General features: G+C 70.5%; 23 protein-coding genes. 3 read left to right on the top strand and 20 right to left on the bottom strand.

The annotated features are described in order from the left end of the window. Positions 1-130: 130 nt before the first annotated feature. The 13 genes from RHOOR87_RS0102215 to gspE form a co-directional block, all read right to left on the bottom strand. Complete coding sequence (locus tag RHOOR87_RS0102215) at positions 131-2,827, bottom strand: EAL domain-containing protein (protein WP_306460409.1); 2,697 nt, start codon at positions 2,825-2,827, stop codon at positions 131-133. 65 nt (positions 2,828-2,892) lie between these two features. Then, complete coding sequence (gene hrpB / locus RHOOR87_RS0102210; protein ID WP_007513480.1) at positions 2,893-5,400, bottom strand: ATP-dependent helicase HrpB; 2,508 nt, start codon at positions 5,398-5,400, stop codon at positions 2,893-2,895. A 63-nt stretch (positions 5,401-5,463) separates the two neighbouring features. Beyond that, a complete protein-coding gene (gene gspD / locus RHOOR87_RS0102205; protein WP_027484090.1) occupies positions 5,464-7,794 on the bottom strand; it encodes a type II secretion system secretin GspD in 2,331 nt (776 codons plus the stop codon). A 3-nt stretch (positions 7,795-7,797) separates the two neighbouring features. Next, a complete protein-coding gene (locus tag RHOOR87_RS0102200; RefSeq protein WP_027484089.1) occupies positions 7,798-8,523 on the bottom strand; it encodes a general secretion pathway protein GspN in 726 nt (241 codons plus the stop codon). Beyond that, entirely contained in the window at positions 8,520-9,167 is a 648-nt protein-coding gene (gene gspM, locus RHOOR87_RS0102195) for a type II secretion system protein GspM (protein WP_027484088.1), read from the bottom strand. Before gspM ends, RHOOR87_RS0102200 begins: the two co-directional genes overlap by 4 nt. Beyond that, on the bottom strand, positions 9,164-10,336 hold the full coding sequence (locus RHOOR87_RS0102190; RefSeq protein ID WP_027484087.1) for a PilN domain-containing protein: 1,173 nt from the start codon (positions 10,334-10,336) through the stop codon (positions 9,164-9,166). The genes gspM and RHOOR87_RS0102190 overlap by 4 nt, the downstream gene beginning before the upstream one ends. Next, positions 10,333-11,202, bottom strand: a complete 870-nt coding sequence (locus tag RHOOR87_RS0102185) for a type II secretion system protein GspK (protein ID WP_027484086.1) — start codon at positions 11,200-11,202, stop codon at positions 10,333-10,335. The genes RHOOR87_RS0102190 and RHOOR87_RS0102185 overlap by 4 nt, the downstream gene beginning before the upstream one ends. Then, positions 11,199-11,855 carry a prepilin-type N-terminal cleavage/methylation domain-containing protein gene (locus RHOOR87_RS0102180; protein WP_027484085.1) on the bottom strand — a complete coding sequence of 219 codons (657 nt, stop codon included), beginning with the start codon at positions 11,853-11,855 and terminating at the stop codon, positions 11,199-11,201. The genes RHOOR87_RS0102185 and RHOOR87_RS0102180 overlap by 4 nt, the downstream gene beginning before the upstream one ends. After that, positions 11,852-12,274, bottom strand: a complete 423-nt coding sequence (locus RHOOR87_RS0102175; protein ID WP_027484084.1) for a prepilin-type N-terminal cleavage/methylation domain-containing protein — start codon at positions 12,272-12,274, stop codon at positions 11,852-11,854. Before RHOOR87_RS0102175 ends, RHOOR87_RS0102180 begins: the two co-directional genes overlap by 4 nt. Next, positions 12,271-12,729, bottom strand: a complete 459-nt coding sequence (locus RHOOR87_RS0102170; RefSeq protein ID WP_027484083.1) for a GspH/FimT family pseudopilin — start codon at positions 12,727-12,729, stop codon at positions 12,271-12,273. Before RHOOR87_RS0102170 ends, RHOOR87_RS0102175 begins: the two co-directional genes overlap by 4 nt. A 4-nt stretch (positions 12,730-12,733) precedes the next feature. Continuing rightward, on the bottom strand, positions 12,734-13,159 hold the full coding sequence (gene gspG, locus RHOOR87_RS0102165) for a type II secretion system major pseudopilin GspG (RefSeq protein ID WP_007512271.1): 426 nt from the start codon (positions 13,157-13,159) through the stop codon (positions 12,734-12,736). 31 nt (positions 13,160-13,190) lie between these two features. Further along, positions 13,191-14,408 carry a type II secretion system inner membrane protein GspF gene (gspF, locus tag RHOOR87_RS0102160; protein WP_007512273.1) on the bottom strand — a complete coding sequence of 406 codons (1,218 nt, stop codon included), beginning with the start codon at positions 14,406-14,408 and terminating at the stop codon, positions 13,191-13,193. 1 nt (position 14,409) lies between these two features. After that, positions 14,410-16,143, bottom strand: coding sequence for a type II secretion system ATPase GspE (gene gspE, locus RHOOR87_RS0102155; RefSeq protein WP_007512274.1), 1,734 nt, complete (start codon positions 16,141-16,143; stop codon positions 14,410-14,412). Between the two features lie 303 nt (positions 16,144-16,446). On the opposite strand from gspE, the gene RHOOR87_RS0102150 reads away from it, so the two are divergent. Beyond that, positions 16,447-17,235, top strand: coding sequence for a TatD family hydrolase (locus RHOOR87_RS0102150; RefSeq protein ID WP_027484082.1), 789 nt, complete (start codon positions 16,447-16,449; stop codon positions 17,233-17,235). A gap of 59 nt (positions 17,236-17,294) precedes the next feature. Here RHOOR87_RS0102150 and RHOOR87_RS0102145 read toward each other — a convergent pair whose 3' ends face one another. The 5 genes from RHOOR87_RS0102145 to RHOOR87_RS0102125 all read right to left on the bottom strand — a co-directional run bounded on the left by RHOOR87_RS0102145 (position 17,295) and on the right by RHOOR87_RS0102125 (position 21,701). Further along, positions 17,295-17,831 (bottom strand): pseudouridine synthase, encoded by a 537-nt coding sequence (locus RHOOR87_RS0102145; RefSeq protein WP_007512279.1) that lies wholly within the window; start codon positions 17,829-17,831, stop codon positions 17,295-17,297. Between the two features lie 13 nt (positions 17,832-17,844). Beyond that, entirely contained in the window at positions 17,845-18,780 is a 936-nt protein-coding gene (locus tag RHOOR87_RS0102140) for a class I SAM-dependent methyltransferase (protein WP_027484081.1), read from the bottom strand. Between the two features lie 76 nt (positions 18,781-18,856). Next, positions 18,857-19,519 (bottom strand): NYN domain-containing protein, encoded by a 663-nt coding sequence (locus RHOOR87_RS0102135; RefSeq protein WP_007512282.1) that lies wholly within the window; start codon positions 19,517-19,519, stop codon positions 18,857-18,859. Between the two features lie 87 nt (positions 19,520-19,606). Further along, complete coding sequence (locus RHOOR87_RS0102130) at positions 19,607-20,719, bottom strand: S-(hydroxymethyl)glutathione dehydrogenase/class III alcohol dehydrogenase (RefSeq protein ID WP_007512285.1); 1,113 nt, start codon at positions 20,717-20,719, stop codon at positions 19,607-19,609. Positions 20,720-20,780: 61 nt separating this feature from the next. After that, on the bottom strand, positions 20,781-21,701 hold the full coding sequence (locus RHOOR87_RS0102125) for a LysR substrate-binding domain-containing protein (RefSeq protein WP_027484080.1): 921 nt from the start codon (positions 21,699-21,701) through the stop codon (positions 20,781-20,783). 110 nt (positions 21,702-21,811) lie between these two features. Here RHOOR87_RS0102125 and RHOOR87_RS0102120 point away from each other — a divergent pair, with 110 nt between their 5' ends. Beyond that, positions 21,812-22,009, top strand: coding sequence for a hypothetical protein (locus tag RHOOR87_RS0102120; RefSeq protein ID WP_007512290.1), 198 nt, complete (start codon positions 21,812-21,814; stop codon positions 22,007-22,009). Positions 22,010-22,113: 104 nt separating this feature from the next. Continuing rightward, positions 22,114-23,058 (top strand): aldo/keto reductase, encoded by a 945-nt coding sequence (locus RHOOR87_RS0102115; RefSeq protein WP_027484079.1) that lies wholly within the window; start codon positions 22,114-22,116, stop codon positions 23,056-23,058. Positions 23,059-23,146: 88 nt separating this feature from the next. On the opposite strand, the gene RHOOR87_RS0102110 is transcribed toward RHOOR87_RS0102115, so the two are convergent. Continuing rightward, entirely contained in the window at positions 23,147-24,169 is a 1,023-nt protein-coding gene (locus RHOOR87_RS0102110; RefSeq protein ID WP_027484078.1) for a TraB/GumN family protein, read from the bottom strand. 127 nt (positions 24,170-24,296) lie between these two features. Beyond that, positions 24,297-26,522, bottom strand: a complete 2,226-nt coding sequence (locus tag RHOOR87_RS0102105; protein WP_027484077.1) for an NADP-dependent isocitrate dehydrogenase — start codon at positions 26,520-26,522, stop codon at positions 24,297-24,299. Between the last annotated feature and the right edge of the window lie 14 nt (positions 26,523-26,536).

Genomic DNA, 26,536 nt, shown 5'->3' with positions numbered 1-26,536 from the left:
ATCGGGCCATTTTTTTCCTGGCAAGGCGCCGCTTCGCGACCGGCCGATGGCGGGAAAAGCGCCGCCCGCCAGCCATGCGGCCGCGCCGCTCGGGTCGAGAAAGACCGACGGGCGGCGCAGCGTCCCCGGTTCAGTCGCGCTGGAACAGTGCCGGCTCGGGCCGGTGCAGGCTGAAGCCCTGCACCCAGTTCACTCCCAGCGCCGCCAGCGCCTGCACGGTTTCCGCGTCGGCCACCCATTCGGCGACCACTTCCAGGCCGAGCCGGTGGCCGATGTCGGTGACCGCCCTGACCATCAGGTGGCTGACCGGGTCGGTGAGCATGTCGCGCACGAAGCTGCCGTCGATCTTGAGGATGTCCAGCGGCAGGTTTTTCAGATAGGTGAACGAGGACATCCCGGCACCGAAGTCGTCCAGCGCGATCCGGCAACCCACCGCGCGCAGCTGTTCCATGAAGCGCGCCACCTGCGACAGGTTGCGCACCGCCACGGTCTCGGTGATCTCGAAGCACACCCGCGACGGCTCGACCCGGTAGCGGCGCAGCAGATCGATGATGCGACCGGCCAGCCGCTCGTCCTCGACGCTGGCGCCCGACAGGTTGATCGCCACCATGCGCAGCATGCCGCCGCTCGGGTGCAGCCGGTCGAAGTTCGCCAGCGTGGTCTCGATCACCCAGCGGTCGACCACCGGCATCAGGCCGTAGCGCTCGGCCGCCGGCATGAACACGCCGGGCACCACCAGCTGGCCGGACTCCTCGCGGAAGCGCAGCAGCATCTCGATATCGGTATCGCCGCCGGCGGCCAGCGGCAGCGGCCAGATCTCCTGGTAGGTGAGCACCAGCCGATGCTCGTCGACCGCCCAGCGCAGGCGGTTCGCCCACTCCATCTCACTGTGCCGGCGCGACGTCTGGTCGTCGCGCTCGGAATAGAAATGCACGCGGTTGCGGCCGAGCTCCTTGGCCATGTAGCAGGCGGTATCGGCCTGCGCCAGCAGGTCCTTCACCAGGATGCCGGGGCGGTCGATCATGACCCCGCCGATGCTGGCGCTGATCATGTAGCTGCGCTGTTCCCAGATGAACACGTAGCCGTCGATGCAGCGGCGCACGCGCTCGGCGATCCGTTCGGCTTCCGCGCGATCGGCCACCCCGGCCACCAGCACGCCGAATTCGTCGCCGCCGAGCCGCGCCAGCATGTCGGTGCCGCCCAGCTGCTTGCGCATCACGATCGCCAGCTGGGCCAGCAGCTGGTCGCCGGCGAGGTGGCCGGAGGTGTCGTTGATCAGCTTGAACTGATCCAGGTCGATGTACAGCAGCACGGCCAGCGGCGTGCCGGCCACGGTCGCGTCCAGCGCGCGGTGCAGGCGGCGTTCGAACTCGCGCCGGTTGTACAGCTCGGTCAGTGCGTCGTGGCTGGCCTGATGGCTGAGCAGCTCGGTCAGCTGGCGCTGTTCGCTGATGTCGCTGGCCACCATCAGCAGCTTGCTGCGCCCGCTCAGCATCACCCGCGAGATCGCCACGCTGGCCCAGAAACCGTCGCCGGCGTCGCTGCGCAGGATCGCGTCGACCCGGCCGCAGCCGCGGGTGTCATCCTGCTGCAGCTGCGTGCGCAGGTCCCGGTCCTCGAACAGCTCGGGCAGCTTGCGCTCGGTCACGCGCTGGCCGAGGCGGTCGCGCGACGCCTGGTTGGCATAGGTGATCGCCCCGTCCCCGGCCTCGGCCAGCAGCACCAGCGCCGGCAGCAGGTCGTTCAGCGCGCGGAAGCGCTCCTCGCTCTCGCGATAGCGGCGGCTCATCCGCCAGCCCTGCGCCAGCGCGCGCTGGCGGGCGCTGGCGACCGAATACACCAGCAGCGCCAGCAGCACGCTGGCCAGCACGCCGGCCAGCAGGATCGCCTGCCCGGCCCCGATCACGCCGACGCGGTGCGGCAATGGCCGCAGCTCGACGCTCCACACGCGTCCGCCGTAGGCAAGCTTGCGCTCGTAACGGTAGCCGTCCCCCGACCACCACGGGCCGGTGCCGGAGTCGTACAGCGGCAGTGCCTGCGGCCCGGTGACGTCGCTGACCTGCAGGCGCAGGTTGCGCGCCAGCCGCTCGGGCAGCGCGCTGGCGATCAGGTCGTCCAGCCGGAACGAGGCCGCGATCGAGCCACGCATGCGTGAGCGCCGCTCCTCGGCAGTCTGCGGCGGCGGCCCGGAGCTGTAGATCGGCAGCCGCAGCGTGGCACCAATGGCCGCCATGCCGGATGCCGCGAGCTGCACCGGGTGGAACGGCGCCGACAGGGTCGCGCGGTCGCTGTCGCGCGAGGCCAGCAGGCCGGCAAGGTTATGCGGCTGCGTGCCGACATCGAGCCCGACCACGCGCACGTTGCCGGACGCCGGCTGCACCCAGCGGGTCACGTAATGCTCGCCGTCGGGCCGCCGCTCGCGCTGCGCGTAGGCCAGCGCAAGCAGGCTGGGAAACTGTTCGCGCGGGCGCATGTTGGCGTAGAAGCCGGCGTATTCGCCCGCGTCCACCTCCTCCGAGGAGAGGAACAGCGATTGCGCCGCACGCAGCAGCGACTCGGCCGCGTACAGCCTGCCCTGCAGCGAGGCATAGGTCTTGTTGGCCAGCTCGTCGCGGATCAGCGTGCGTTCGACCTGCAGCCGCTGCTGCTGCTGATGGTGCATGGCCATCGTCAGCGCCAGCCCGGACAGCAGCGCCAGCAGGCTCCACAGCCAGGCCGCCAGCCGCCATGGCGAGGGCAGCGGAAGCGTGCCATCGGGGTCGCCACGACCGTGGGCCGCCATCAAGTGGAATTCGTCGTAATCCTTGTGTCGGGGCAAGGGATCCACCACGCGATACCGTGGCCTGCGATGGTACACAAGTGCGCCGACGACGAGACGTGCCTGGCGGCGACTCAGCTCCGCTCGCGCGGTTTCGCGCGATGCGTGGGCGTGGCGCTCCACGGGTCGTCCGGCCACGGGTGGCGCGGGTAGCGCCCCTTCAGTTCCTTTTTCACTTCCGGGTAAGTGCGTTCCCAGAAACCCTTCAGGTCCTGGGTCACCTGGATCGGCCGGCCCGCCGGCGACAGCAGGTGCAGGGTGACCGGGATGCGCCCGCCGCCGACGCGCGGCGTGTCGGCCAGGCCGAACAGCTCCTGCAGTTTCACCGCCAGCACCGGCGGCGCACCTTCGGCGTACTCCAGCCGGCGGTTCTGTCCGCTGGGCACCACCAGGCTTTCTGGCGCCTGCGCATCCAGCGTGCGGCGCTGCGCGTGGTCGAACCGCGACGCCAGCGCCTGCGCCAGTTGCTCCGCACTCAGCGCATCCAGGCGATGGCTGCCTTCGAGATGCGGGGCCAGCCAGTCTTCCAGCGAGGCCAGCAGCGCCGGCTCGGACACATCCGGCAGACCCAGCTCGGGCATCCATGCACGCAACGCCTGCATGCGCGCGCGCAGCCGCCGCGCATGCTCGCTCCACGGCAGCGCGTCCAGGCCCTTCGCGCGCACGGCGGCGAGCAGCGCCGGCAGCGCGTCGGCGGGCTTCACCGGCACGCTGCGGCGCTCCAGCACGATCGCGCCGAAGCGCCGCTCGTCGAACGCCTCGGCGGCGCCGCGCTCGTCGTTCCAGCGCAGCGTGCGCTCGCGGCAGAACTGCGCGGGATAGTCGCGTTCCAGCACGCGCGGATCGAACGGCGCGGCGGCGAACACCAGGCTGTCGCGCGCCTCCAGACGCAGGTCCAGCACCACCAGCCACGGCTCGCCCAGCAGCGCGGTGTGCTCGTGCAGGCGTGCACCGCGACCGTTGGCCAGCGTGTAGCGCAGCGGGTTGCGCTCGTCGCGGCGTGCGATGCGGTCGGGGAAGGCGTGCAGCAACAGGTCGCCGACCGCATGGCTGTCGGGCACGCCGCTGGCGGCGGTGCGCACCTCCAGGCGCCGGCGCCAGCCCTTGCTGGCCTGCTCGATCGCGGCCAGCGCCGCGCTGTCGACCTCGCCGCGCGCGGCTGCACCACGGCGGTCGCGCCAGCCATGCAGCGCGCTCACGCGGACGCGCAGATCGTCGCTGCGCGCCTGCATGCCGCGCAGCGGCGAACGCGCCTCCATCAGCGCCAGCAGGTCGGCTACCAGCGCATGCAGTTCCGGCGGCGCACGCAGCGCAGCGGCACCGAGCCGCGGCGTGGCGCCGAGTTCCAGCATGCGCCGGCCCAGCGCAGTGATGCGGCCGTCGGCATCCAGCGCGGCGAGACTCTTCAGCAGCTCGCGTGCCTGCGCCAGCGCGCCGGGCGGCGGCGGGTCCAGCCACGGCAAGGTATCGCTGCCCCAGGCCGCCAGTTCCAGCGCCAGCCCGGAGAGTTCCGCCTGCGCGATCTCCGCGCTGCGCGCCGGGTCGAGCCGCCGGCTTTGCGGCCACAGCCGGTACGTCGTGCCCGCGGCCACCCGTCCCGCGCGACCGGCGCGCTGGTCGGCCGAGGCCTGCGCGATGTTTACGGTCTGCAGGCGGGTGAAGCCGGAGTTCGGATCGAAGCGCGGCTCGCGCGCGAGCCCGCTGTCGACCACCGCGCGAATGCCCGGCGCCGTGACGCTGGACTCGGCCACGTTGGTGGCCAGCACGATGCGGCGCGTGCCCGGCTCGGCCGGCGCCAGTGCGGCCTGTTGCTCGGCCAGCGACAACTCGCCGTGCAGTGCGACCAGCTCGACGTCGTCGCGTGCCAGCACTTGCGCCAGCACCGCCTGCGCACGCGCGATCTCGCGCCGGCCGGGCAGGAACGCCAGCACGTCGCCGTCGTTCTGTTCCAGCGCCTGCTTCGCCACGCGGGCGAGCTGTTGTTCGAGCGTCTCCTGCGCGCGCGCCGGCGGATACTCGATGCGTACCGGGTAGCTGCGGCCGGGACTCGTGAGCCGCGGTGCGTCCAGCCACGCCGCGATGCGCTCGCCGTCCAGCGTGGCCGACATCACGAGCAGGCGCAGCTGCGGCCGCAGCGTGGCCTGCACCTCCAGCGCCAGCGCAGCGCCGAGGTCGCCGGCGAGGTGGCGTTCGTGGAACTCGTCGAACACGATCGCGCCGATCCCGCCCAGCTCCGGATCGTGCTGGATCAAGCGGGCAAGGATGCCTTCGGTGACCACCTCGATGCGGGTCGCCGCACTCACCTTCGACTCGAAGCGGATGCGGTAGCCGACGGTCTGGCCCACGTCCTCGCCGAGCTGCTGCGCCATGAACTGTGCGGCGGCGCGCGCCGCGATCCGGCGCGGCTCCAGCATCACGATCTTCTGCCCGGCCAGCCACGACGCATCGAGCAGGGCCAGCGGCACCTGGGTGGTCTTGCCGGCGCCCGGCGGCGCCTCCAGCACCAGCCGCGGCGTCGCGGCCAGCGACGCGCGGATCTCGGGCAGCAGCGGGGTGATCGGGAACGAAGGCAGCGCACTCATCGCGCCGATGATAGCGGGCGCCGCCGCGCGGGCGCCCCGGCGATGCGCCGGGGCGCCCGTCTGCTACGGCTTGCTGTCGGCGTGCGCCGGTGCGCGCAGCGGCGCCAGCGACTCGAACTTGCTCTGGTAGTCGTCGGTGATCTGCTTGGCGTCGGCGCCGCCGCGGATCACTCGCGGGGTGATCAGCACGATCAGCTCGGTGCGGTTGCGGCTGCGGCTGGTGTTGCCGAACAGCCGGCCCAGCACCGGCACGCGGTTGAGGCCCGGGATGCCGGTATCGGTGTTGCCCTCGGCCTGCTCGATCAGGCCGCCGAGCAGCACGGTCTGGCCGCTCTGCACCGCCACCTGGGTCGCCAGCTTGCGCTGCGAGATGGCCGGGTTGCCGTTGACCAGCGGCACCGAGCGGTCGGCCTGGCTCACTTCCTGGCTGATGTTCATGTAGACCAGGCCGCCGGGATTGATCCGCGGCTGCACGTTGAGGATCACGCCGGTGTTGAGGTAACTGACCTGGCTGTAGCTGGTGGTGGTGCCGATGCCGGTATTCACGCTGGTCTGGTTGATCGGGATCTGGTTGCCGACCGCGATGCTGGCCACCTGGTTGTTCATCACCACCATCGATGGCGCCGACAGCGTCTTGGTGTTGCCGCTGGTCTCCATCGCGCGCACCGCGACCTGCAGGTCGCTGTTGAGGAAGGAGTAGAAGAACGGCTCGCCGCGGAACGCGTTGCCGCCCTGGCCCAGGCCAAGCTGACGGTGCCGGTACGGCTGGCCGGGAATGATGTTGCCGCTGCTGTCGGTGGTGCTGCCGGTGAGCCCCTCCAGGTACCACTGCACGCCGAACTGGAACTCGCCGGTGAGGTTCACCTCCAGGATGCGCGTCTCGATCTGCACCTGCAGCGGCACGTTGTCGAGCTTGCCGATGGCGCCCTTGATCTCCTCCCACTGCGACGGGCGCGCGCGCACCAGCAACTGGTTGCTGCCGTCGACCGAGCTGATCCGCACGCTGCCGTCGCTGGAGCTGTACTGCGGCTCGCTGGCCGCACTGCCGCCGCCGCCCGCCGCCGGGTAACTGCCGAAACCGGCCGAGCCGCTGCCGAAACTGCCGCCAGCCGCGGCGCCGCCGTCGCGGCCGCCGCTGGCGCCGAAGCCGCCGCCCGCGTTGGCGTTCACCTGGCCGCCGCCGCGCGACGCATCGGCGGGGTTGCCGAAGCTGCCGGCGGTGCTGCCCATGCTGGTCGCGCCGGCGTTTTCGGCGCTGCCCAGGGTGGCGCCGGCCAGGCCCGGCCCAACCTGGCCGCCGTTGTCGCCGCCGCCGCTGCCGGCGCCGTTGGTGTAGATCTGCGCCAGGTACCGCGCCAGGTCCGACGCCTTGATGTTGCGCACGTCATAGACGAACAGCTGCGGCTCGTTGCCGCCGCCGCGGTCGATGCGGGCGATCCAGTCGCCGACTTCCTGCAGGTAGTCGCTCTGCGTGCTGATCACCACCAGCGCGTTGGTGCGCTCGATCGGGATGAAACGCAGCATGCCGGCCAGCGGGGTGTTGCCGTGCTCGCCGAACATGGCATCCAGCTTCGGCATCAGCTCGCCGACGTTGGCGTACTGCAGGTTGAACACGCCCACCGACATGCCGCGCAGCCAGTCGACGTCGAAGGTGCGCACCATGCTCTGGTAGTTGGCCAGCTCCTGTGGCGTGCCGGACATCACCAGCAAGTTGCGCGCCGGGTCGACCAGCAAGGTGGCGTCCGGCCGCGCGAACGGCTTGATCAGCTTCTGCATCTCGCTGGCGGAGATGTAGTGCAGCGGGAACAGCCGCGCCTGCAGGCCGCCCGCCGGCGCACTGGCGCCGAGGCTGGGCACCAGGTTGCCGGCCACCGCGTCTTTCTGCGGCATCACCACGTAGCCGCCGTCGCGGTGCACCAGCGCGTTGCCGGTCCACGACAGCAGGGTCTCCAGGATCGGCAGCGCCTGACTGGCATCGACCGGCTCGGCGGTGGCGAAGGAGATGTTGCCCTGCACGCCGGGCACGATCGTGTAGTTCTGCTTGAGCAGGTCGCCGAGGATCGCCTTGACCACCGCCTGCACCGGCTGGTTCTCGAAGTTGAAGGTGACCGCGCCGTTGCCGCCGGCCGCCGGCCGCGGCGCGATCAGCGCACCGGGCCGGATGAACTGGCCGCTGCCGTGGCTGAGCTCGGTGGTCGCCGCCGTGGCGCGGCTGCCGCTGCCGGTGTTCAACGGCAGCGGCGCCGGCACCGGATTCTGCGTGCCGGCCATCGCCTCACGCTGCAGCGCACCGTCGTCGTGTGGCTGCGGCAGGCTGGCGCAGGAGGCGGCCAGGCCCACCGAGAGGGCAAGCGTGGCGCTGCGCAGGACTTGCTGGATGAGCATGCGGGACATGGATCAATGTTCTCCTTCGTGGGTCGCCGCAGCACGGGCGGCCCGACGTTTCTGGATGTTCCGGCGCAGCCGCTCGGCCGCCGATTCCGTAGCGGGCGGCGGCGTGGCCGCCGGGGCGCCACGCATCGGCTCGATCATGCCGCGGGCCGGGCCGCGGCGGTCGGCCGCGGCCCCGGCATCGGCGGGCGCCACCTGCATCGCCGCCGCGCCGGCCGGCTGGCCGCGCACGTCCGCCGCGCCGCGCGGCGAATCGATCGGTGCGCCGGCCGGCAGCTTCAGTTCGGTGCGCCCGGCCGGCGATTCGAACAGCGCCGAACGCGGGCGCAGCTCGACCAGCTTCACGCTGCCGTCGGGCAGCGCCTCGCCTTCGCGCAGGCGCACCTGTTTGTCGCCGTTGCGGTCGTGCAACAGGGCCATGCGCAGGCCGGGGGTGAGGATGATGCCGGTCAGGTCGAGGTCGCCGAGGCTGCTGCCGCCGTCGGCACGTGCGGTCGGTTTGCGGTCGGGGCTGAACAGCGGCTTCTGCCAGACCAGCGCGTAATGCGCCAGCGGCACCGGCGGCGGCAGATCGGCTTGCCGCCCGGCCGGCGGCAACGGTGCCGGCGGGCGCGGCGCATCCCAGCGCACGCCGCGGCCGAGCCCGGCCAGCAGCAACAGCAGCACCGCGCCCAGCAGCAGCACGAGCGCGACCAGCCATGGGGTCAGCTGACGCTGGCTGGCGGCGTTCATGGCACGCCTCCCGCGTCGTCGGGCACGCGATCGGACGATGCCGGCGCAGTACGCACCGGGCGCACGTAGCCGGACAGGCTGAACTGCACTTCCAGTGCCGCGGCGTTGTTCTGCTGCGCGACCACCGGGTTGCGGTAGATGCTGAGGTCGTCGACGAACAGGTACGGCGTGCCCTGCTCCAGCGCCTGCAGCACCGCTGCCAGCGGTGCCATGTCGCAGTTCAGGCTGATGCTCACCGCCGCCTTGCGGTACGGTTCGCCGGCCGAGGGGGCCGGGCTCGGCAGCGGCATCTTCTGGGTCACCGTGCATTGGCCGCCGCCGGCGTTGGCGGCGACCACGTCGATCACGCGCTGCATCAGGTCGCCCGCGGCGGTGTTCGGATCGTCGGCGGCGAGGAATGCGCTGCTGGCGGCCTGGCCGGCACCGAGCGCGGCGAGGCGCTGCTGCAGCGCCGGCTTTTCGGCGATCGCGGCGGCGTAGCGGCTGTGCGTGTCGCGCAGGTCGGCCATCTCGGCGCGCAGCTGCTGCAGCGGCACCACGAACCACCAGCGCAGCAGCACCACGTAGGCCAGCGCCAGCGCCAGCAGCAGCAGGATGATCGCCGCGATGCGGCTGTCGCGCGGGTTCATGGCGATCGTCTTCATGGTGCGCTCCCGCCGGCCGCCGGGGGCGATACCGGCGGCTTCGGCTGGTTCACGCGCGCGGTCAGGTAGAAGCGCTCCTTGCCGGTGGTCGGGTCCGGCTGGATGCTGCCCTGGAAACTGGCGTCGGTGATCAGCTTCGAATCCTTCAGCGCGTCGAGCAGTTTCGCGGCCTGCTGGCTTTGCCCCTGCAGGCCGACCTGGCCGGTGTTGTCGACGCTGAAGCGTTCCAGCCAGGCGCTGTCCGGCAGGCGCCCGGTGACCTCCTGCAGCAGGCCGAGCATGGCCACCGTGTCGCGCTTGCGGCGGGCCAGGAAACCGGCCGCGCCGGCGTTGTCCTGCAGTTGCTGGCGCAGGCCGGCCACCTGCTGCGCCTCGCCGCGCATCGCTTCGACCTCGGCCTGCATCTGCGCCAGTGCCAGCTGCCGGTTGTGCAGCCACTCGCCCAGCACCAGCACCGCCAACAGCACGCTGGCCGCGGCCAGGATCAGGTTCAGCCGGCGACGCGGGCGCGCACGGTGCGGCACCTGTTCCGGTGGCAGCAGGTTGGCGCCGAGCCGGCCGTCGCCCGCGGCCAGGTCCACCGCGTCGACCACGATGCCCTGCGCGCGCAGGCGCGCCAGCAGCGGATCGAGCGTGTCGCGGGTGGCCACCACCAGCTCGGCGCTGAAGCGGCCCGGCGGCGCGGGCGCGGCCAGCTCGCGCACGGCGTAGTACACCTGCGCCAGGGTGAACGGGGTCTGCCGGTCCATCTCGAATCCGGCCACCTGCAACAGGTTGTCGCGCGCGGCCAGCGGCAGCGCCAGCGTGCGCCGCAGCACCCGCGCCGGCGGCAGCAGCAGGGCCAGCCGCAGGTCCTCGCGATCCACGCGCTTGAGCGCCGCGCTCAACGCGACCGGCGCCACGCGCACGCCATCGGCGGCCGTGTCGGCTCCGTCGTCCCAACTCGCCAGCATCTCGGCGTGGTCGCTGCGGCGAACGCTCCATTGCGTGCCCGCGTGCTGCAGCAGGTGCCAGTCCGCACCGCCGCCGAACCAGCCGCGCCAGCGCGGCGGCAGCAGCTCGCGCAACTGGCCGCCCCACCAGCCGAAGAAGCCCGGCAGCGGCGAGGCACGCCAGCCCCGGCGCATACGCTCCACCCACGGCCGCAGCGACGGCGTTGCCGTACTCATTCTGCCTCCCCCTCCTGCCAGCGCAGCACCATGTACGGTTGCGCCTGCCCCGCCTGCAGGCGAACCGTGGCGCGCAGGATTGCGCGCGTGCCGTCGGCCAGCGTGGCCTCCGAACGAATACTATGCGTGGTTCCGTTGTTGAGAACCAGCCGCGGGTCGGCCGCGTTGCGCTGCCGCGCGGCGCGGATCTCGTTGAGCTGCTCCGGCCTGATCCCGGGGATCGCGGCCAGCGCCAGCGGTGGCGCGGTGTTCGGGTCCGGGCTGGCGGTGCCGGCCCAGACCGTCACCACCGGCGCCACCTGCCGGTACAGCGCCGGCGTCATGCCCAGCACCATCTGCAGTTCCTCGATGCTGGCGAACGGGCCGCCGCGCGGGCCGTAATCGCGGCCGGCCGCCTTGTAGGCCGCGCGCGCGCCGGCGCCTTCGCCGTCGGGGGCGGGCGGGTTGCGCCAGTCCAGCACGTGACCGGCCAGCGCCTGCGCCGCGGCCGCCTTCAGCCCGGCCGCCTGGAACAGGCCGCGCAGCACCTCCGGCGAGGCGGCGTTGAGATCGACCTTGCCGCTCTCGTCGATCGCGCGCACGACGACCGTGGCATGGTCGTAGCTGAACACATACGGCCGGCCGTCGCCGGCCCAGTGCTGTCTGGGTTGCGGATCCTGCAAGGCGTACAGCGCGCGCATCAGGCCGGCCTCGGCGGCGTAATGCGCCTGGGTCTGGGCGAACTGGTAGCGCGCCTGCAGGCCTTCGGTGCGCGCCAGTGCGGCGTAGCCGCCGAGCAGGATCGCCAACAGCGTGCACGCCCACAGCACCAGCAGCAGGGCGACCCCGCGCTGGCTGGCCGGCAACCGCCGTGGCCGATGCTTCATCGTCTGCTCCCGCCGCGCATGCGCATGCGCGACAGCTCAGTCTGCGCCGGATTCGCGCGCAGCGGCACGTCCAGCTGCGGCCAGTCCAGCGCGCCCGGCGCCTGCAGTTCGATCCGCACCAGCTGCGGCAGCAGGCGGCCGTCGGCCCACGCCGGCGACCACGGCAGCGCGGCGCCCTGCCGATCGACGCCGCGGTAGGCGAAGCCGCCGGTCTTGATCCGGTCGAGCAGCACCTGCGGCTCGCCCAGCGGCTGCGGCGGCTGGCCGTCCGGCGGCAGCAGGGCCAGGCTCAGTTCCAGCCGCAGGCCGCCGTGGCCGTCGTCGACCAGTTGCAGCCGCTGCAGTTGCGGGCCGAGCTTGCCGAGGTAGCCGGGCAGCGGCGCCACGTAGCGCATCTCGCGCGCACTGCCCTGGAAGTAGACCGGCTCGCCCTGGTCGGTGCGGCCGATCGGCTGCAGCATGCTCTGCGCCAGTTCGCGGCGCAGGAACTGCTGCGCCGAGCGTACCTGGTCGGTCCGCTCGATCGCTGCGGTGCCCGAGCGCACGCTGTGGCTGGCGGTGCGGATGCCCGAGTACACCCCGACCAGCAGCAGCGCCAGCAGCACCAGCGCGGCGAGCACTTCCAGCAGGGTGAAGCCGGCGGCGCGTTTCATCGCGATGCCTGCGCATTGCCGGCGGGCGCCGGCGTGCCCAGCCGCAGCGTGCGGAAGTGTGCCGTGCGCGGATGCGCCACCGCCCCCCACGACACGGTCAGGTCCAGCTGGTACAGCTGCAGCGACGCGCCGGGCGCGGTCGGACCGGCCGCGTTCCACGGCGTCACGTCGAGCTGCCAGCGGTACTGCGAATTGAAGCGGCCGGAGCGGCTGCCCGGTTTGACCGGTTCGCCCACGAACGCGCTGTCGAGCAGGCTGCGCGCATGCATCGCCGCCGCGCTGTGTTCAGCCGCATTGTGGCTCAGGCTGATCGAGGCACCGGCCACCTTCATCAGCGCGGTGAACGCGATCGCCAGCAGCATGATCGCGGCGATCACTTCGAGCAGGCTGAAGCCGCGTTGCGGGTGCGCGCCGTTCATCGCGCCGCCACCGTGTCGACCACGCGCACTTCGCCGGTCAGCCACGACACGTTGACGTGCCACTCGCGCCGGCCGCTCTGCAGCGTGATGCGCCCGCCGGTGGAGCTGCCGTCGGGGAAGAAGCGGATGCGCCCGGTGTGGTCGTTCGGCTGATCTTCCTTGGCGCTGGTGATGCTCACGCGCAGGCCTTGCGGCAGGCGCACCTCCTGCCGCTTCGCGCCGTCGTAGCTGTTGGCGCGGGTGTCCACGTCGAAATGCTGTTCCTCGCCGCGCACGATCGCCTGCGCGCGGGTGGCGCGCAACGCGCCGGCCAGCTCGCTGCTGGCCGCGCGCACGCGGGCACTGGCCAGGCCCTGGGTCACCGAGACCGACACCGCTGCCACCGCAATCCCGATCAACAGGATCACCGCCAGCATTTCCAGCAGGGTGAAGCCGTTGGCGCGCGAGACTCTCACATGCTTACTGCCAGTTGCCCACGTCCTTGCTGTAGCCGTCGCCGCCCGGCCTGCCGTCCTGGCCGTAGAAGATCAGGTCGAAGCTGCCGTGCTGGCCCGGATACTGGTAGCCGAACGGGTGGCCCCACGGGTCCTTCAGGTCGGAGGCCTTCGCGTACGGGCCCTGCCAGTTCGGCGCGTTCGCCGGCTTCACCGCCAGCCCTTCCAGTTGCTGCGGCGGCGCGCCGTTGTCCAGCGCGTAGTTCTCGATCTTCTGGCTCAGGGTCATCAGCTGCGCCTTGCCGGCGCCGTACTTGCCCTTGTCGACGTTCTTGCCGACCTGGGTCACCACCACCGCGCCGATGATGCCGATCAGCACGATCACCGCGAGCATCTCCAGCAGGGTGAAGCCGGCGCTCGAACCGGGGCGTCGTGGTTGCCTGTGCTGCATGGGGATCACCTCGAATGTGCGAATGGAGTTTCTATTGGATATTGCTGGTGAGGCTGAGCAGCGGCAGCAGGATCGCGGCCATGATGATCGCCACCAGCACGGTCATCACGATGGTCAGCGCCGGCACCAGCGCCGCCAGCAGGCGGTCGATCGCGCGCCTGGACTCGAGCTCGAAGGTATCGGCAACTTTCAGCAGCATGGTGTCGAGCTGGCCGGCTTCCTCGCCCACCTGCACCATCTGCATCGCCAGCCGCGGGAACAGTTTCGACTGGCCCAGCGCCAGGCTCAGTCCCGCGCCGCCCTTGACCTGTTCGTGCGCCGCTTCCAGCGCCGCGTCCAGCGCGCGGTTGCCGGTGACCTGGCGCGCGATGGCCAACGCGCTCAGCAACGGTACGCCGTTCTTCAGCAAGGTACCCAGCGTGCGCGCGATGCGCGCGGTCTCCACCTTCAGCAGCAGCGGGCCGACCAGGCGCAGCCGCAGCAGCCGGGCATGCCAGGCCAGCCGCATCGCCGGATCGCGCAACCGCGCGCGCCAGGCGAACAGGCCGCCGCCGAGCAGCAGCAGGATCAGCCACCACCACGCCTGCAGCGCGTTGCCGAGCGCCAGCACCGCGGCGGTGATCCACGGGATCGGCACCTGCATGTCCTCGAAGATCGGCACGAACTGCGGCACCACGTAGGCCAGCAGCAGCACCAGCGAGCCGAGCACGCCGACCAGCAGGAAGGCCGGATAGATCAGCGCATTGACGATGCTGCCGCGCAGCTGCTGCGCGCGCTCCAGGTAATCGGCCAGCCGGCGCAGCGTCTCTTCCAGCGAACCGCCCGCCTCGCCGGCGCGCACCAGGCTGACGTACAGCTTGGGGAACACGCCATGCTCCTCGTCCAGCGCCGAGGACAGGCTGTTGCCGCCGCGCACGCGCTCGCGCACGCGCTCGACCAGCTTCTTCGCGTGCTCGCCCTCGGGCAAGTCGAGCAGGATGCCGAGCGCACGGTCCAGCGGCTGGCCGGCGCCGAGCAGGGTCGCCAGCTGATGGGTGAACTGGGCCAGCTGGTCGCCGCTGAACGGACCGCGCTTGAACAGCGCGGCGAAGCCGCTGCCACCGCCAGCACCGTCGGCCGGCAACGCTTCCAGCGGCGTATGGCCCTGGTCCTGCAGGCGGCCGATCACTTCCTCGACGCTGGCGGCTTCCATCTGGCCCTGCAGCGTCTCGCCGGCGTCGTTGACCGCCTTGTAACGGAACTGCGCCACTTCAGCCTTCCTGCGTCACGCGCAGGACCTCTTCCAGCGTGGTGACGCCGGCCACGGCCTTGGCGATGCCATCCTCGTACATCGTGCGCATGCCCTCCGAGCGCGCCTGCCTTTCGATCTCGCCTTCGTTGGCGCGCTGCATCACCAGCCGGCGCAGCGGATCGCTCATGGTGAGGAACTCCATGATGGCGCGGCGGCCACGGTAGCCGGTGGGATTGGCCGCGCTGCTGCCCGGCCTCCACAGGCGGATCGGGCGCTCGTCGGTGTACTTGTGCAGCTCGAACTGCTCGATCACTTCGGGCAGCGCTTCGTACGGAATCGCCGTTTCCGGATCGAGCCTGCGCACCAGCCGCTGCGCCAGGATGCCGTTGATGGTGGAGCCGAGCAGGTAGTCCTCCACGCCCATGTCGAGCAGGCGCGTGATGCCGCCGGCGGCGCTGTTGGTGTGCAGCGTGGACAGCACCAGGTGGCCGGTGAGCGCGGACTGGATCGCGATGCGGCAGGTTTCCAGGTCGCGCATCTCGCCGATCATGATCACGTCCGGGTCCTGGCGCATGATCGAGCGCAGCGCGCCGGAGAAGTCCAGCCCGATCTGCGGCTTCACCTGGATCTGGTTGATGCCTTCGAGCTGGTATTCGACCGGGTCCTCGACGGTGATGATCTTCACGTCGTTGGTGTTGATCTGGCTGAGCGCGGTGTACAGCGTGGTGGTCTTGCCCGAACCGGTGGGGCCAGTCACCAGCAAAATGCCGTGCGGCTTTTCCAGCACGTCGACGAAGCGCTGCTGGAAGCTGTCGGTGAAGCCGAGCGAGGCGAAATCGAACACCACCGATTCGCGATCGAGGATGCGCATCACCACCGACTCGCCGAAACTGGTCGGCACGGTCGACACGCGCAGGTCGAGCTCCTTGCCCTGCACGCGCAGCTGGATGCGGCCGTCCTGCGGCAAGCGGCGCTCGGCGATGTTCAGCCGCGCCATGATCTTCACCCGCGAGATCACCGCGGCGGTGGACGACGACGGCGGCGCTTCCACTTCATGCAAGACGCCGTCGATGCGGTAGCGCACCTTCAGCCGGTTCTCGAACGGCTCGATGTGCACGTCGGACGCGCGCTGCTCGACCGCGCGCTGCAGAATGAGATTCACCAGGCGGATCACCGGCGCCTCGGAGGCCAGGTCGCGCAGGTGCTCGACGTCGTCCTCTTCCGCCGCGCTGCCGTCCAGGTTTTCCACGATGGTGCCCATCGCCGAACGGCCGCTGCCGTAATAGCGTTCGATCAGGCCGTCGATTTCCGAGCGCAGGCCGACCCGCAACGCCACCGGCCGGCCCGCCGCCAGTTCGACCGCCTGCAACGGATAGGGATCGGCCGGATCGGCCACGATCAACGCCAGTCCGTGCTCGTCGTCCTGCACCGGCACCACGTGCTGCTGCTTCAGGAAGCGCAGCGATACCTCGAGGTCGGCCGGCGGCAGTTCCGGCGCGTCGCGCGCCGCCAGCAGCGGCACCTGCAGCAGGTCGACCCAGGCCTCGGCCAAGTCGCGCTCGGACACCAGCCCGAGCCGTGCCATCAAGGTGGTCAGCGTGCCCTCGGCCGATTCCTCGTGCAGGCGGCGCGCGCGGCCCAGGTCGCTGTCCTTCAGGCGCCCGCGCGCGACCAGCCACGCGCAGACTTCCGTCTCGCGGCCATCCGCCACCTGACCCGACCCGCCGACCGCCGGCTCGATCGCTGCCGACATCCTCCACCCCACTCGATAACCGCGAAAAGCCGTCCACGCTCCCCTGCGGCGAGACGGCACGCACCATAGTTAGCACATCCGGCTGGCAGCAGGTGAATGCCGTCCACGCCGGCCACCACGGCGGCACAAACGTCCATTGTGGGGCATGCGCCCACAGCGTGGGACATCCGCGGCCTAGGAAAATTTCCTGTGCCGCCGCCGGCGTGATGCGGATCGCAGGCCCGCGACGCGCCCGCCGCCAGTCACGCATTTGCGCCGCTGCGGGGGTCTGGGACAATGCCGCTTTCGATGACCGGCCAGGCCATGCCACTGCTCGATATCGGCGCCAACCTCACCCACGAGTCGTTCCACCACGACCTCGACGCCGTGCTGCAGCGCGCACAGGCGCACGGCGTGATGCGGATGGTGGTCACCGGCGCCTCGCGCGAGGGCAGCGAACACGCGCTGGCGCTGGCGAAGGCGCACCCGGGCACGCTGTTCGCCACCGCCGGCGTGCATCCGCACCACGCGCTCGACTACGACGACGCCACCGATGCGGCGTTGCGCGAACTGGCGCTGCAGCCGCAGGTACGCGCGGTCGGCGAGACCGGGCTGGACTACAACCGCAACTATTCGCCGCGCGAGGTGCAGCTGCGGGTGTTCGAACGCCAGCTGCGCATCGCGGCCGAGCTGCAGATGCCGCTGTTCCTGCACCAGCGCGACGCGCACGCGGATTTCGTCGCGCTGCTGCGGCGCTGGCGCGACCGGGTGCCCGCGGCGGTGGTGCACTGCTTCACCGACACCGGCGAGGCGCTTGCCGACTACCTCGCGCTGGACTGCCACATCGGCATCACCGGCTGGATCTGCGACGAGCGCCGTGGCGCCCACCTGCGCGAGCTGGTGCGCACGATTCCGGCCAACCGCCTGATGATCGAGACCGACGCGCCCTACCTCTTGCCGCGCACGGTACGCCCGCCGCCCAGCCACCGGCGCAACGAGCCGATGTACCTGAAGCACATCTGCGAGGAGATCGCCCGCGACCGCGGCGAGAGCGCGGAAGTCACGGCGGCGAACAGCACGGCGACGGCGGAAGCGTTCTTCGGATTGGCGTGAGGTGCCGTACGCCCTCCCCATGCATGCACCTGCATGGGGAGGCCGGAAAGGTGGTGTTCCTAGCCCGCCAGTACCCGCGTTTTGCCCGGCGCCAGCCCATCCAGCGCATGCTCGCCGATGCGCACGCGGACCAGCCGCAGGGTCGGGAAGCCGACCGTGGCGGTCATCCGGCGCACCTGGCGGTTGCGGCCTTCGCGCAGGGTGAGGCTGAGCCAGCTGGTGGGAATGGCCTGGCGGAAGCGCACCGGCGGATCGCGCGGCCACAGCCAGTCCGGTTCGACGGCGAACGCGGCTTCGGCCGGCAGGGTCGGGCCGTCGTTGAGCACCACGCCGCGGCGCAAGGCCTGCAGCGCGGCTTCGTCGATGACGCCCTCGACCTGCGCCAGGTAGGTCTTGGCCTGCTTGTGGCGCGGGTCGGTGAGCCGGTGCGCCAGACGGCCATCGTCGGTCAGCAGCAGCAGGCCCTCGCTGTCACGGTCCAGCCGTCCAGCCGCATAGACGTCCTTTTGCGTGACGAAATCGGCCAGCGTGGGGCGGCCGCGCTCGTCGGTGAACTGGCACAGCACGCCGTACGGCTTGTTCAGCGCGAGCAGCATGCTGCGCTTCGGCTCAGCGCGATGCCGCCGCCGGCGCCGCGGGCTTGACGAAGCGCAGGGTCATCCGGTCGGACTCGCCGATCGCCTGGTACTTCGCCTTGTCCTTGTCGCCCAGCGTGAGCGTGGGCGGCAGCGTCCACACGCCCTTCGGGTAGTCCCTGGTGTCCTTCGGGTTCGCGTTGATCTCGCTGCTCTCGTCCAGCGTGAAGCCCGCCTCGGTGGCCAGCTTCACCACGTAATCGGTGGGCAGGTAGCCACTCGACTTCACCGCCTCCAGCGAGGCGCCGTCGGCGGCGCGGTGGTCGACCACGCCGAGCACGCCACCGGGTTTGAGCACGGCGAAGAACGCCTTGAACATCGCCGGGGCGGTGTCGGCCATGACCCAGTTGTGCACGTTGCGGAAGGTCAGCACCAGGTCGGCCGAGGCCGGCGGGCCGAACACCGGCGAGCGCGGATCGAACGTCACGATGCTGGCGTTGCCGTAGTGCGCCGGGTCGGCGGCGAATTTCCGGCGCAGGGCGCTGTCGTCGCTGCGCGCCTCGCTGTCGGCCGCGGGCGCCTTCTCGGCCGCGACGTAGTGGCCGTTGTCGTGCAGCAGCGGCGCCAGGATCTCGGCGTACCAGCCGCCGCCGGGGGTGATCTCGATCACCGTGCGATCCGGCCGCACGCCGAAGAACTGCAAGGTGGCCTTGGGGTGGCGGTACGCATCGCGGGCGCGGTTCGCCGCCGAACGCCAGCTGCCGGCCAGCACGCTGTCCAGCTGCGAGGCGGTGAAGTCGCTGGCGCTGGTCGGCGGCACCAGTTCGTCCGCCGGCTGGTCCGTTTCGGTCGAGGCGACCCGTGCCGCCTGCGCGCCGGCCAGCGCGGGCAGGCCCAGGCCAGCGGCCAGCAGCACCACCGCGGCCAGTCGCACCGTACCCGTCCTTGCCACTCGTGTTGCGCGGTTCATCGATGACTCCTTGGCGCGTTGGCCGTCCGAATTTGCTGCAATGTCGCGAAAAGCATGTGCAATCCTGGTAAACGGCTCAGAACGGCCGCGGGCACACCGACTGCAGGCCGTCGATGTGTTCGTGCAGGTCCGGCGCGATGCCCTGCCACATCGGGTCGAGGATGAAGTCGATGCCTTCGTAGCGGGCCAGTTTCGCGGCCGGGATGAAATCCGCATCGCCGGCGACCAGGATGATCTGGTCGACCAGCTTCTTGTAGGTCAGCGCGGCGATATCAATGCCGATCTTCATGTCGACCTGGGTCTGGCGCATGTCCGGCTCGAAGTGCTCGTCGCGCAGGTCGTCCCAGCGCAGGCTGCCCTCGCGCAGCTGCTGGTAGGCGCTGCGCTTGAGCTGCCACTCGCCGCGCTCGGCCAGCCGGCCCAGCCGCAGCGCCATCTTGCGCTGGCGGCGCAGCTGGTCGTGCAGCTCGCGGCGGAACGCGGCGGCGCCGGTGCGGCCGAAGTCCACGCTGTCGCCGCTGATCGGCTTGACCAGGCTCTTTTCCAGCGGCGGGCAGTCGTAGAAGTAGATGCGGTAGAGCTGCTCGCGCGGGCGGTCGACTGCCTTCAGGTGTTCCAGCGCCATGCCGAACAGGGTCTTCGCCACCGCGCGCGCGTCGCCGGCGTCGCGCTCGCCGTAGACCTTGCGGTAGCGGGCAAGAAAAAAGGCGCCGTCGACGAGGATGGCGGTGCGGTTCATGGAACGGCCTTGTGCGTGGCGTATGCGGACATGAAAACGAGGCACGCCGCCGGCAGGATGGCGCCGGCGGGGTGCGGGCATTCTACGTCAGTAGTGGATCACCGAGCGGATCACCTGGCCGCCGTGCATCAGCTCGAACGCCTCGTTGATGCGCTCCAGCGGCAGCACCTGGCTGATCATCTCGTCGATCTTTATTTCGCCGGCCAGGTAGCGCTCGACGTAGCCTGGCAGCTGCGAGCGGCCCTTGACGCCGCCGAACGCCGAGCCGCGCCACACGCGCCCGGTGACCAGCTGGAACGGCCGCGTGCAGATCTCCTGCCCGGCGCCGGCCACGCCGATGATGATCGACTCGCCCCAGCCCTTGTGGCAGCACTCCAGCGCCGAGCGCATCACCTGCACATTGCCGATGCACTCGAACGAGTAGTCCACGCCGCCGTCGGTGAGCTCGACGATCACCTGCTGGATCGGCGTGTCGGGGTAGTCGGCGACGTTGATGCAGTCGGTGGCGCCGAGCGCCTTCGCCATCGCGAATTTTTCCGGGTGGCGGTCGATCGCGATGATGCGCCCGGCCTTCGCCATCACCGCGCCCTGCACCACCGACAGGCCGATGCCGCCCAGGCCGAACACGGCCACCGTGGCGCCCGGCTCCACCTTGGCCGTGTTCAGCACCGCGCCGATGCCGGTGGTGATGCCGCAGCCGAGCAGGCAGACCTTCTCCAGCGGCGCGGCCTTGCTGATCTTCGCCAGCGCGATCTCCGGCAGCACGGTGTACTCGCTGAACGTGCTGGTGCCCATGTAGTGCAGCAGCGGCCTGCCGTTGAGCGAGAAGCGGCTGGTGCCGTCCGGCATCAGGCCCTGGCCCTGGGTGGCGCGGATCTTCTGGCACAGGTTGGTCTTGCCCGAGCGGCAGAACTTGCACTCGCCGCATTCGGGCGTGTACAGCGGGATCACGTGGTCGCCGACCTGGAGCGAGCTGACGCCCGCGCCGACTTCCTCGACGATGCCGCCGCCCTCGTGGCCCAGGATCACCGGGAACTGCCCTTCCGGGTCGGCACCGGACAGGGTGAACGCGTCGGTGTGGCAGACGCCGGTGGCGACGATGCGCACCAGCACCTCGCCGGCCTTCGGCCCGGCCACGTCGACCTCTTCGATGCTGAGCGGCTGGCCTGCTTCCCAGGCGACGGCGGCGCGTGATTTCATGGTACGGACTCCTCGAGGCAATGCAGCTGTGCTGGGCCGCTCATGGTACCCGCTCGCGCGATCAGGGCTCGACCGTTCCGCAGGCACCCATGCCGGGCATCTGCCGGCAGTAGTCGTCCGCCTCGGCCAGCAGCCAGTCGCGGAACACCTGCAGGCCGCGGTGCTCCCGCGAACGCGGCGGGTACACCAGCCAGTAGGCCTCTTCCACCGCCAGGTAGTCGTCGCCGAGCACTTCCAGCCGGCCGGCGTCGATCAGCGACTTCGAGGTGACCATCCGCCCCAGCGCCACGCCAAGGCCTTCCAGCGCGGCATGGCGCAACGCGTCGAGGCTGTCGAACTGCGCCACGTAGCGTGTCGGCGGCGTGCCGCCGGTGCGGGCGAACCAGTCGCTCCAGCGCCGGGACGGATTCGGCTCGCCGAGCAGCGGCCAGCGCGACAGGTCGTGCGGGTCGGCACCGCCCATCCGCGCGATCAATGCCGGCGCCGCCACCGGCGCGATCCACTCGCCGAACAGCCGCTCGCTGTGCAGGCCCGCCCACTCGCCGCGGCCGTAGCGCAGGGCAACGTCCACCGGCTCGCGTTCGAAATCCACCAGGGTCGAACCCGATTGCAGGCTGAGCTCCAGCTCCGGATGCGCGGCCACCAGCCGCGGCAACCGCGGCACCAGCCAACTCGACATGATGCCGGGGCTGGCGCTGAGCGTGAGCGCGTCGTGGTGGCGCGTGCGATACCCCGCCAGCGCATGCTCGATGCCGTCGAAGTGCGTGCCGACCGCTTCCAGCAGGAGGCAGCCCTCGGCGGTCAGCTTTACCCCGCGCGGGCCGCGCTCGAACAGGCGCCGTTCCAGGCGTTCCTCCAGCTGGCGCATCTGGTGGCTGAGCGCGCTGACGGTGAGATTGGCCTGCGTCGCGGCACGCGACAGATTGCCCAGCCGGGCGACCAGCACGAACTGCTGCAGCAGGCCCAGCGGCAACCTTCCCATCTTGAATTCCTCTCAAGTCTGGCTTGCGAATATATCGCTTTTTGGCAGCCTGCCGCGCGCGTACCTTGAGCGCTCCCCAAGCCCAAGGCTCCCCCCAGGAGGCTTCCCCCATGCACTCGCTGTGGAAAGATCTGCTGTTCCTGCACGGTCATCTGCTGCACAAGGACGACCTGGACTGGCACCCGGAGCCGGAGCCCGCGCCGGACCCGGCCAGTGACGCCACCGGCAGCGGCCATGCCGCCAAGACCGCGCGCCACGCGCTGGCGTGCTGTGCCAGCGTGTGGCCACGGATCATGAGCCCGCGTTGAGTACCGCCCGGGCTTGAATGCCGCGGATATGCAGCCACTTGGATGGGGGCGCGCACGTTCACCCCGCGCGCCGATTCCCCGCTCGCTGCCTCCGGAGGCATCCCATGCAGAAACGCCCGCTCGGCCACTCGCCGCTTTCCATCGCCCCGCTCGCCTTCGGCGGCAACGTGTTCGGCTGGAGCGTGGACGAGAAACGCTCGTTCGAACTGCTCGATGCCTTCGTCGACGCCGGCGGCAACCTGATCGACACCGCCGACGTCTACTCGGCCTGGGTGCCGGGCAACCGCGGCGGCGAGTCGGAAACCATCCTCGGCAAGTGGCTGAAGCAGAGCGGCAAGCGCGCACAAGTGGTGATCTCGACCAAGGTCGCCAAGTGGACTGAGCAGCCGGGCCTGTCGCCGGTCAACATCCAGCAGGCGGTGGATGGCTCGCTCAGGCGCCTGCAGGTCGACTGCATCGACCTGTACCAGGCGCACCAGGACGACGCCAGCGTACCGATGGAAGACACGCTTGGCGCGTTCGCCCGGCTGATCGAGGCCGGCAAGGTGCGCGCGATCGGCGCTTCCAACTTCGGTGCGGCGCGGTTCGCCGACGCTCTCGCCGTGTCGAAGCGGTACGGTCTGCCGCGCTACGAGAGCCTGCAGCCGGAATACAACCTGGTCCGCCGGGCCGGCTACGAGCAGGAGCTGGAGCCGCTGATCCGCCGCGAGAACATCGGCGTGATCAGCTACTACGCGCTGGCCAGCGGCTTCTTGAGCGGCAAGTACCGCAGCGCGGCCGACCTGGCCAAGAGCAGCGCGCGCGGCGGCGCGGTGAAGAAATACCTCAACCCGCGTGGCCTGCAGGTGCTCGCCGCGCTCGACGCGGTGGCCGCCGCGCACGGCGCCACCCCGGCACAGGCCGCGCTGGCCTGGCTGATTGCCCGCCCCGGCCTGACCGCGCCGATCGTCAGCGCCACCCGCGTGGAGCAGTTGCACGAGCTGCTCGGCGCCACCTCCTTGCAGCTGAGCGACGACGAGATCGCACAAGTGGATCTGGCCAGCGCCTGATCGTTCGTGTGGGAACGCACCCTGTATCCGATGGCTGTTTCGTCATGCGACGGAAAACATCGCGCACAAGGTGCGCTCCTGCACGGCCTCACTGCGGCACGTCGACCTGATAGCCCTCGGCCTGCAGAGTGGCGAGGTAGCCGCCCGGCTTCAGCAGTTCGTCCATCGGCAGCAGGGCGAAGGTCTGCGCGTTGTCATGCAACGCCTTGCGCGCAGCGGCCAGCCAGGTGGCGCGCTGCTGCGCCGGCACGTCGCCGAGGCCCAGCGCCTGCGCAAAGCCGGCACCGGCGACGGCCGCCACGCAGGCGTCGCGGCGGTCGCTGTCGGGCAGTTCGCGCAGCGCCTGCAGGTCGCCGGTAGCCCAGGCGTTGGCGCGCGCGGTCATCGCCGGCAGGTCGTGCTCGACGCTGTCCAGGGTGCGGATGAAGCAGGTGACGTCGCGCGGCGCGGCCTGCCTGAACGCCTTGATCGCCGCGCGCGGATGCTCGATCAGCACGTGGTAGTCGGTCGCCAGCTCCGGCACGCCGTGGCGCTTGGCCAGCGCGTCGATGTTCGCCCGCACGCCGCCGGAACGGCTCAATCCGTTCGCTTTCAGCGCCTTCCTGTACAGCTCCTGCGACGCGAACAGCGGGCGCCAGCGCTCGACGCCGCGATCGTCGCCGAGGTACTTCTGCTTCAGCACCTGCCAGCGCGCATACACCGGCGGCGGCAGCACCTGCTGCAAGGTAGCGCCATCGTCGTTCTTGCGTGCGCCATAGGCCGCCGGCAGCAGAAACAGCTTGCCGAGGAAGCCGACGTCGGCCTTCAGCTGCACCGACGGTTCCAGCAGCACCTGCTGCGAGGCGGCGATCACCTCGTCCACCTCGCGCGACTGCCACTGCATCGCGCGCGGCAGCGGCGACAGCGTGCCGAGCACCCACAGCACGTGGTCGCCCTTCGATACCTTCCACAGGCCAGGCCCCGGCTGCACGCCAGTAACCACCACGACCGGAAGATCGGCGACGGCGGCGGTCGACGCGGCAGCCGGCGCAACCGAGGTGGCCGCCGACTGTGCGAAGGCAGGCGACAACCCTGCCAGGGCGAGCACGAAAACAAGATGCAGCGAACGCATGCCGGACGACTCCTCTTCGACAGTCGCCATTGTGGCAGGCCGATCCTGAGCCGCAGGTGGCCCGCATCAACGAAACGGGGCGCCTCGCGACGCCCCGTTTCGTTTCAGGCGCGCATGCTTCAGCGCGTCACGGCGACAGCAGCGCCAGCGCGGCATTGAAGGTGGCGCTGGGCCGCATCGCCGCGCTCACCCGTGCCAAGTCGGGGTGGTAGTAGCCGCCGATGTCGACCGGCTTGCCCTGCACGCGCACCAGCTCGTCGACGATGGTCGCCTCGTGCTCGGTCAGCGCCTTGGCCAGCGGCGCGAACTTCGCCTTCAGCGCGGCGTTGACGTCCTGCGCGGCCAGCGCCTGCGCCCAGTACAGCGCCAGGTAGAAGTGGCTGCCGCGGTTGTCGATGCCGCCGAGCTTGCGCGAGGGCGACTTGTCGGTGTCGAGGAACTTGCCGTTGGCCTGGTCCAGCGTCTTGGCCAGCACGTCCACTTCGGCGCTGCCCTGGCGGCCGGCCACGAACTCCAGCGAGGCGGCCAGCGCGAGAAACTCGCCCAGCGAATCCCAGCGCAGGTAGTTCTCTTGCAGGAACTGCTGCACGTGCTTGGGCGCGGAGCCGCCGGCACCGGTCTCGAACAGGCCGCCGCCGGCCATCAGCGGCACGATCGACAGCATCTTCGCGCTGGTGCCCAGCTCCATGATCGGGAACAGGTCGGTGAGGTAGTCGCGCAGCACGTTGCCGGTGACCGAGATGGTGTCCAGGCCCTGGCGGATGCGCTCCAGCGAGAACTTGGTGGCCGCCACCGGGTCCATGATGCGGATGTCCAGGCCGCTGGTGTCGTGGTCCTTCAGGTAGCGCTCGACCTTGGCGATCACCTGCGCGTCGTGCGCGCGGGCCGGATCGAGCCAGAACACCGCCGGGGTGTGCCGCGCACGGCTCACCGCCAGCTTCACCCAGTCCCGGATCGGCGCGTCCTTGGTCTGGCACATGCGCCAGATGTCGCCGGCTTCCACGTCATGCTGCAGCAGCACCGTGCCGGCTTCGTCGAGCACCTTCACCACGCCGTCGCCGGCGATCTGGAAGGTCTTGTCGTGCGAGCCGTACTCCTCGGCCGCCTGCGCCATCAGGCCCACGTTCGGCACGCTGCCCATGGTGGCCGGATCGAACGCGCCGTGCGCCTTGCAGTCGTCGATGGTCGCCTGGTAGACGCCGGCGTAGCTGCGGTCGGGGATCACCGCCTTGACGTCCTGCAATTGGCCCTGCGCGTTCCACATCTTGCCGGAGTCGCGGATCATCGCCGGCATCGACGCATCGACGATCACGTCGCTGGGCACGTGCAGGTTGGTGATGCCCTTGTCCGAGTTCACCATCGCCACGCCCGGGCGCTGTGCGTACTCGGCGTCGAGGTCGGCCTTGATCGCCGCCTGTTGCGCTTCCGGCAGCGAGCCGAGGCGCGCGTACAGGTCGCCGATGCCGTTGTTCGGGTTGAAGCCGACCTGCTTCAGCGCAGCGGCATGTTTCGCCAGCACGTCCCGGTAGAACTCGCCGACCGCCACGCCGAACATGATCGGGTCGGAGACCTTCATCATGGTCGCCTTCAGGTGCAGCGAGAACAGCACGCCCTGCTGCTTCGCATCGGCGATCTGCGCGTCGATGAAGCCGGCCAGCGCGCGACGGCTCATCACCGCGCCGTCGATGATCTCGCCGGCCAGCAGTGCGGTCTTCGGCTTCAGCACGGCGTGGCTGCCATCCTTGCCGAACCACTCGATGCTGACGTTGCCGGCCTGCCCGATCAGCGCGGACTTCTCGGTGCCGTAGAAGTCGCCGCCACCCATGTGCGCCACGTGGGTCTTCGAATCGCGGCTCCACGCGCCCATCTTGTGCGGATGCTTGCGCGCATAGTTCTTCACCGAGGCCGGCGCGCGGCGGTCGGAATTGCCCTCGCGCAGCACCGGGTTCACCGCGCTGCCCTTGACCCGGTCGTAGCGCGCCCTGATGTCTTTCTCGCTGTCGTCCTTCGGTGCATCCGGGTAATCCGGCAGCGCATAGCCCTGGCCCTGCAGTTCCTTGATCGCTGCCTTCAGCTGCGGCATCGAGGCGCTGATGTTCGGCAGCTTGATGATGTTCGCCTCCGGCGTGGTGGCGAGTTTGCCCAGTTCGGCCAGGTCGTCGGGCAACCGCTGACCTTCTTTCAGCGCTTCCGGGAACAGCGCGATGATGCGCGCGGCCAGCGAGATGTCGCGCGTCTCCACTTTGATGCCGGCGGTGCCGGCGAACGCGGCGACGATCGGCAGCAGCGATTGCGTGGCGAGGAACGGTGCTTCGTCGGTCAGCGTGTAGATGATCCTGGGCGTCTGGGACATGGCGTGCGGGGATT

Source organism: Rhodanobacter sp. OR87, from assembly GCF_000473345.1.
Lineage (GTDB): Bacteria > Pseudomonadota > Gammaproteobacteria > Xanthomonadales > Rhodanobacteraceae > Rhodanobacter > Rhodanobacter denitrificans.
This window is presented reverse-complemented; position numbering and strand designations above follow the sequence as displayed.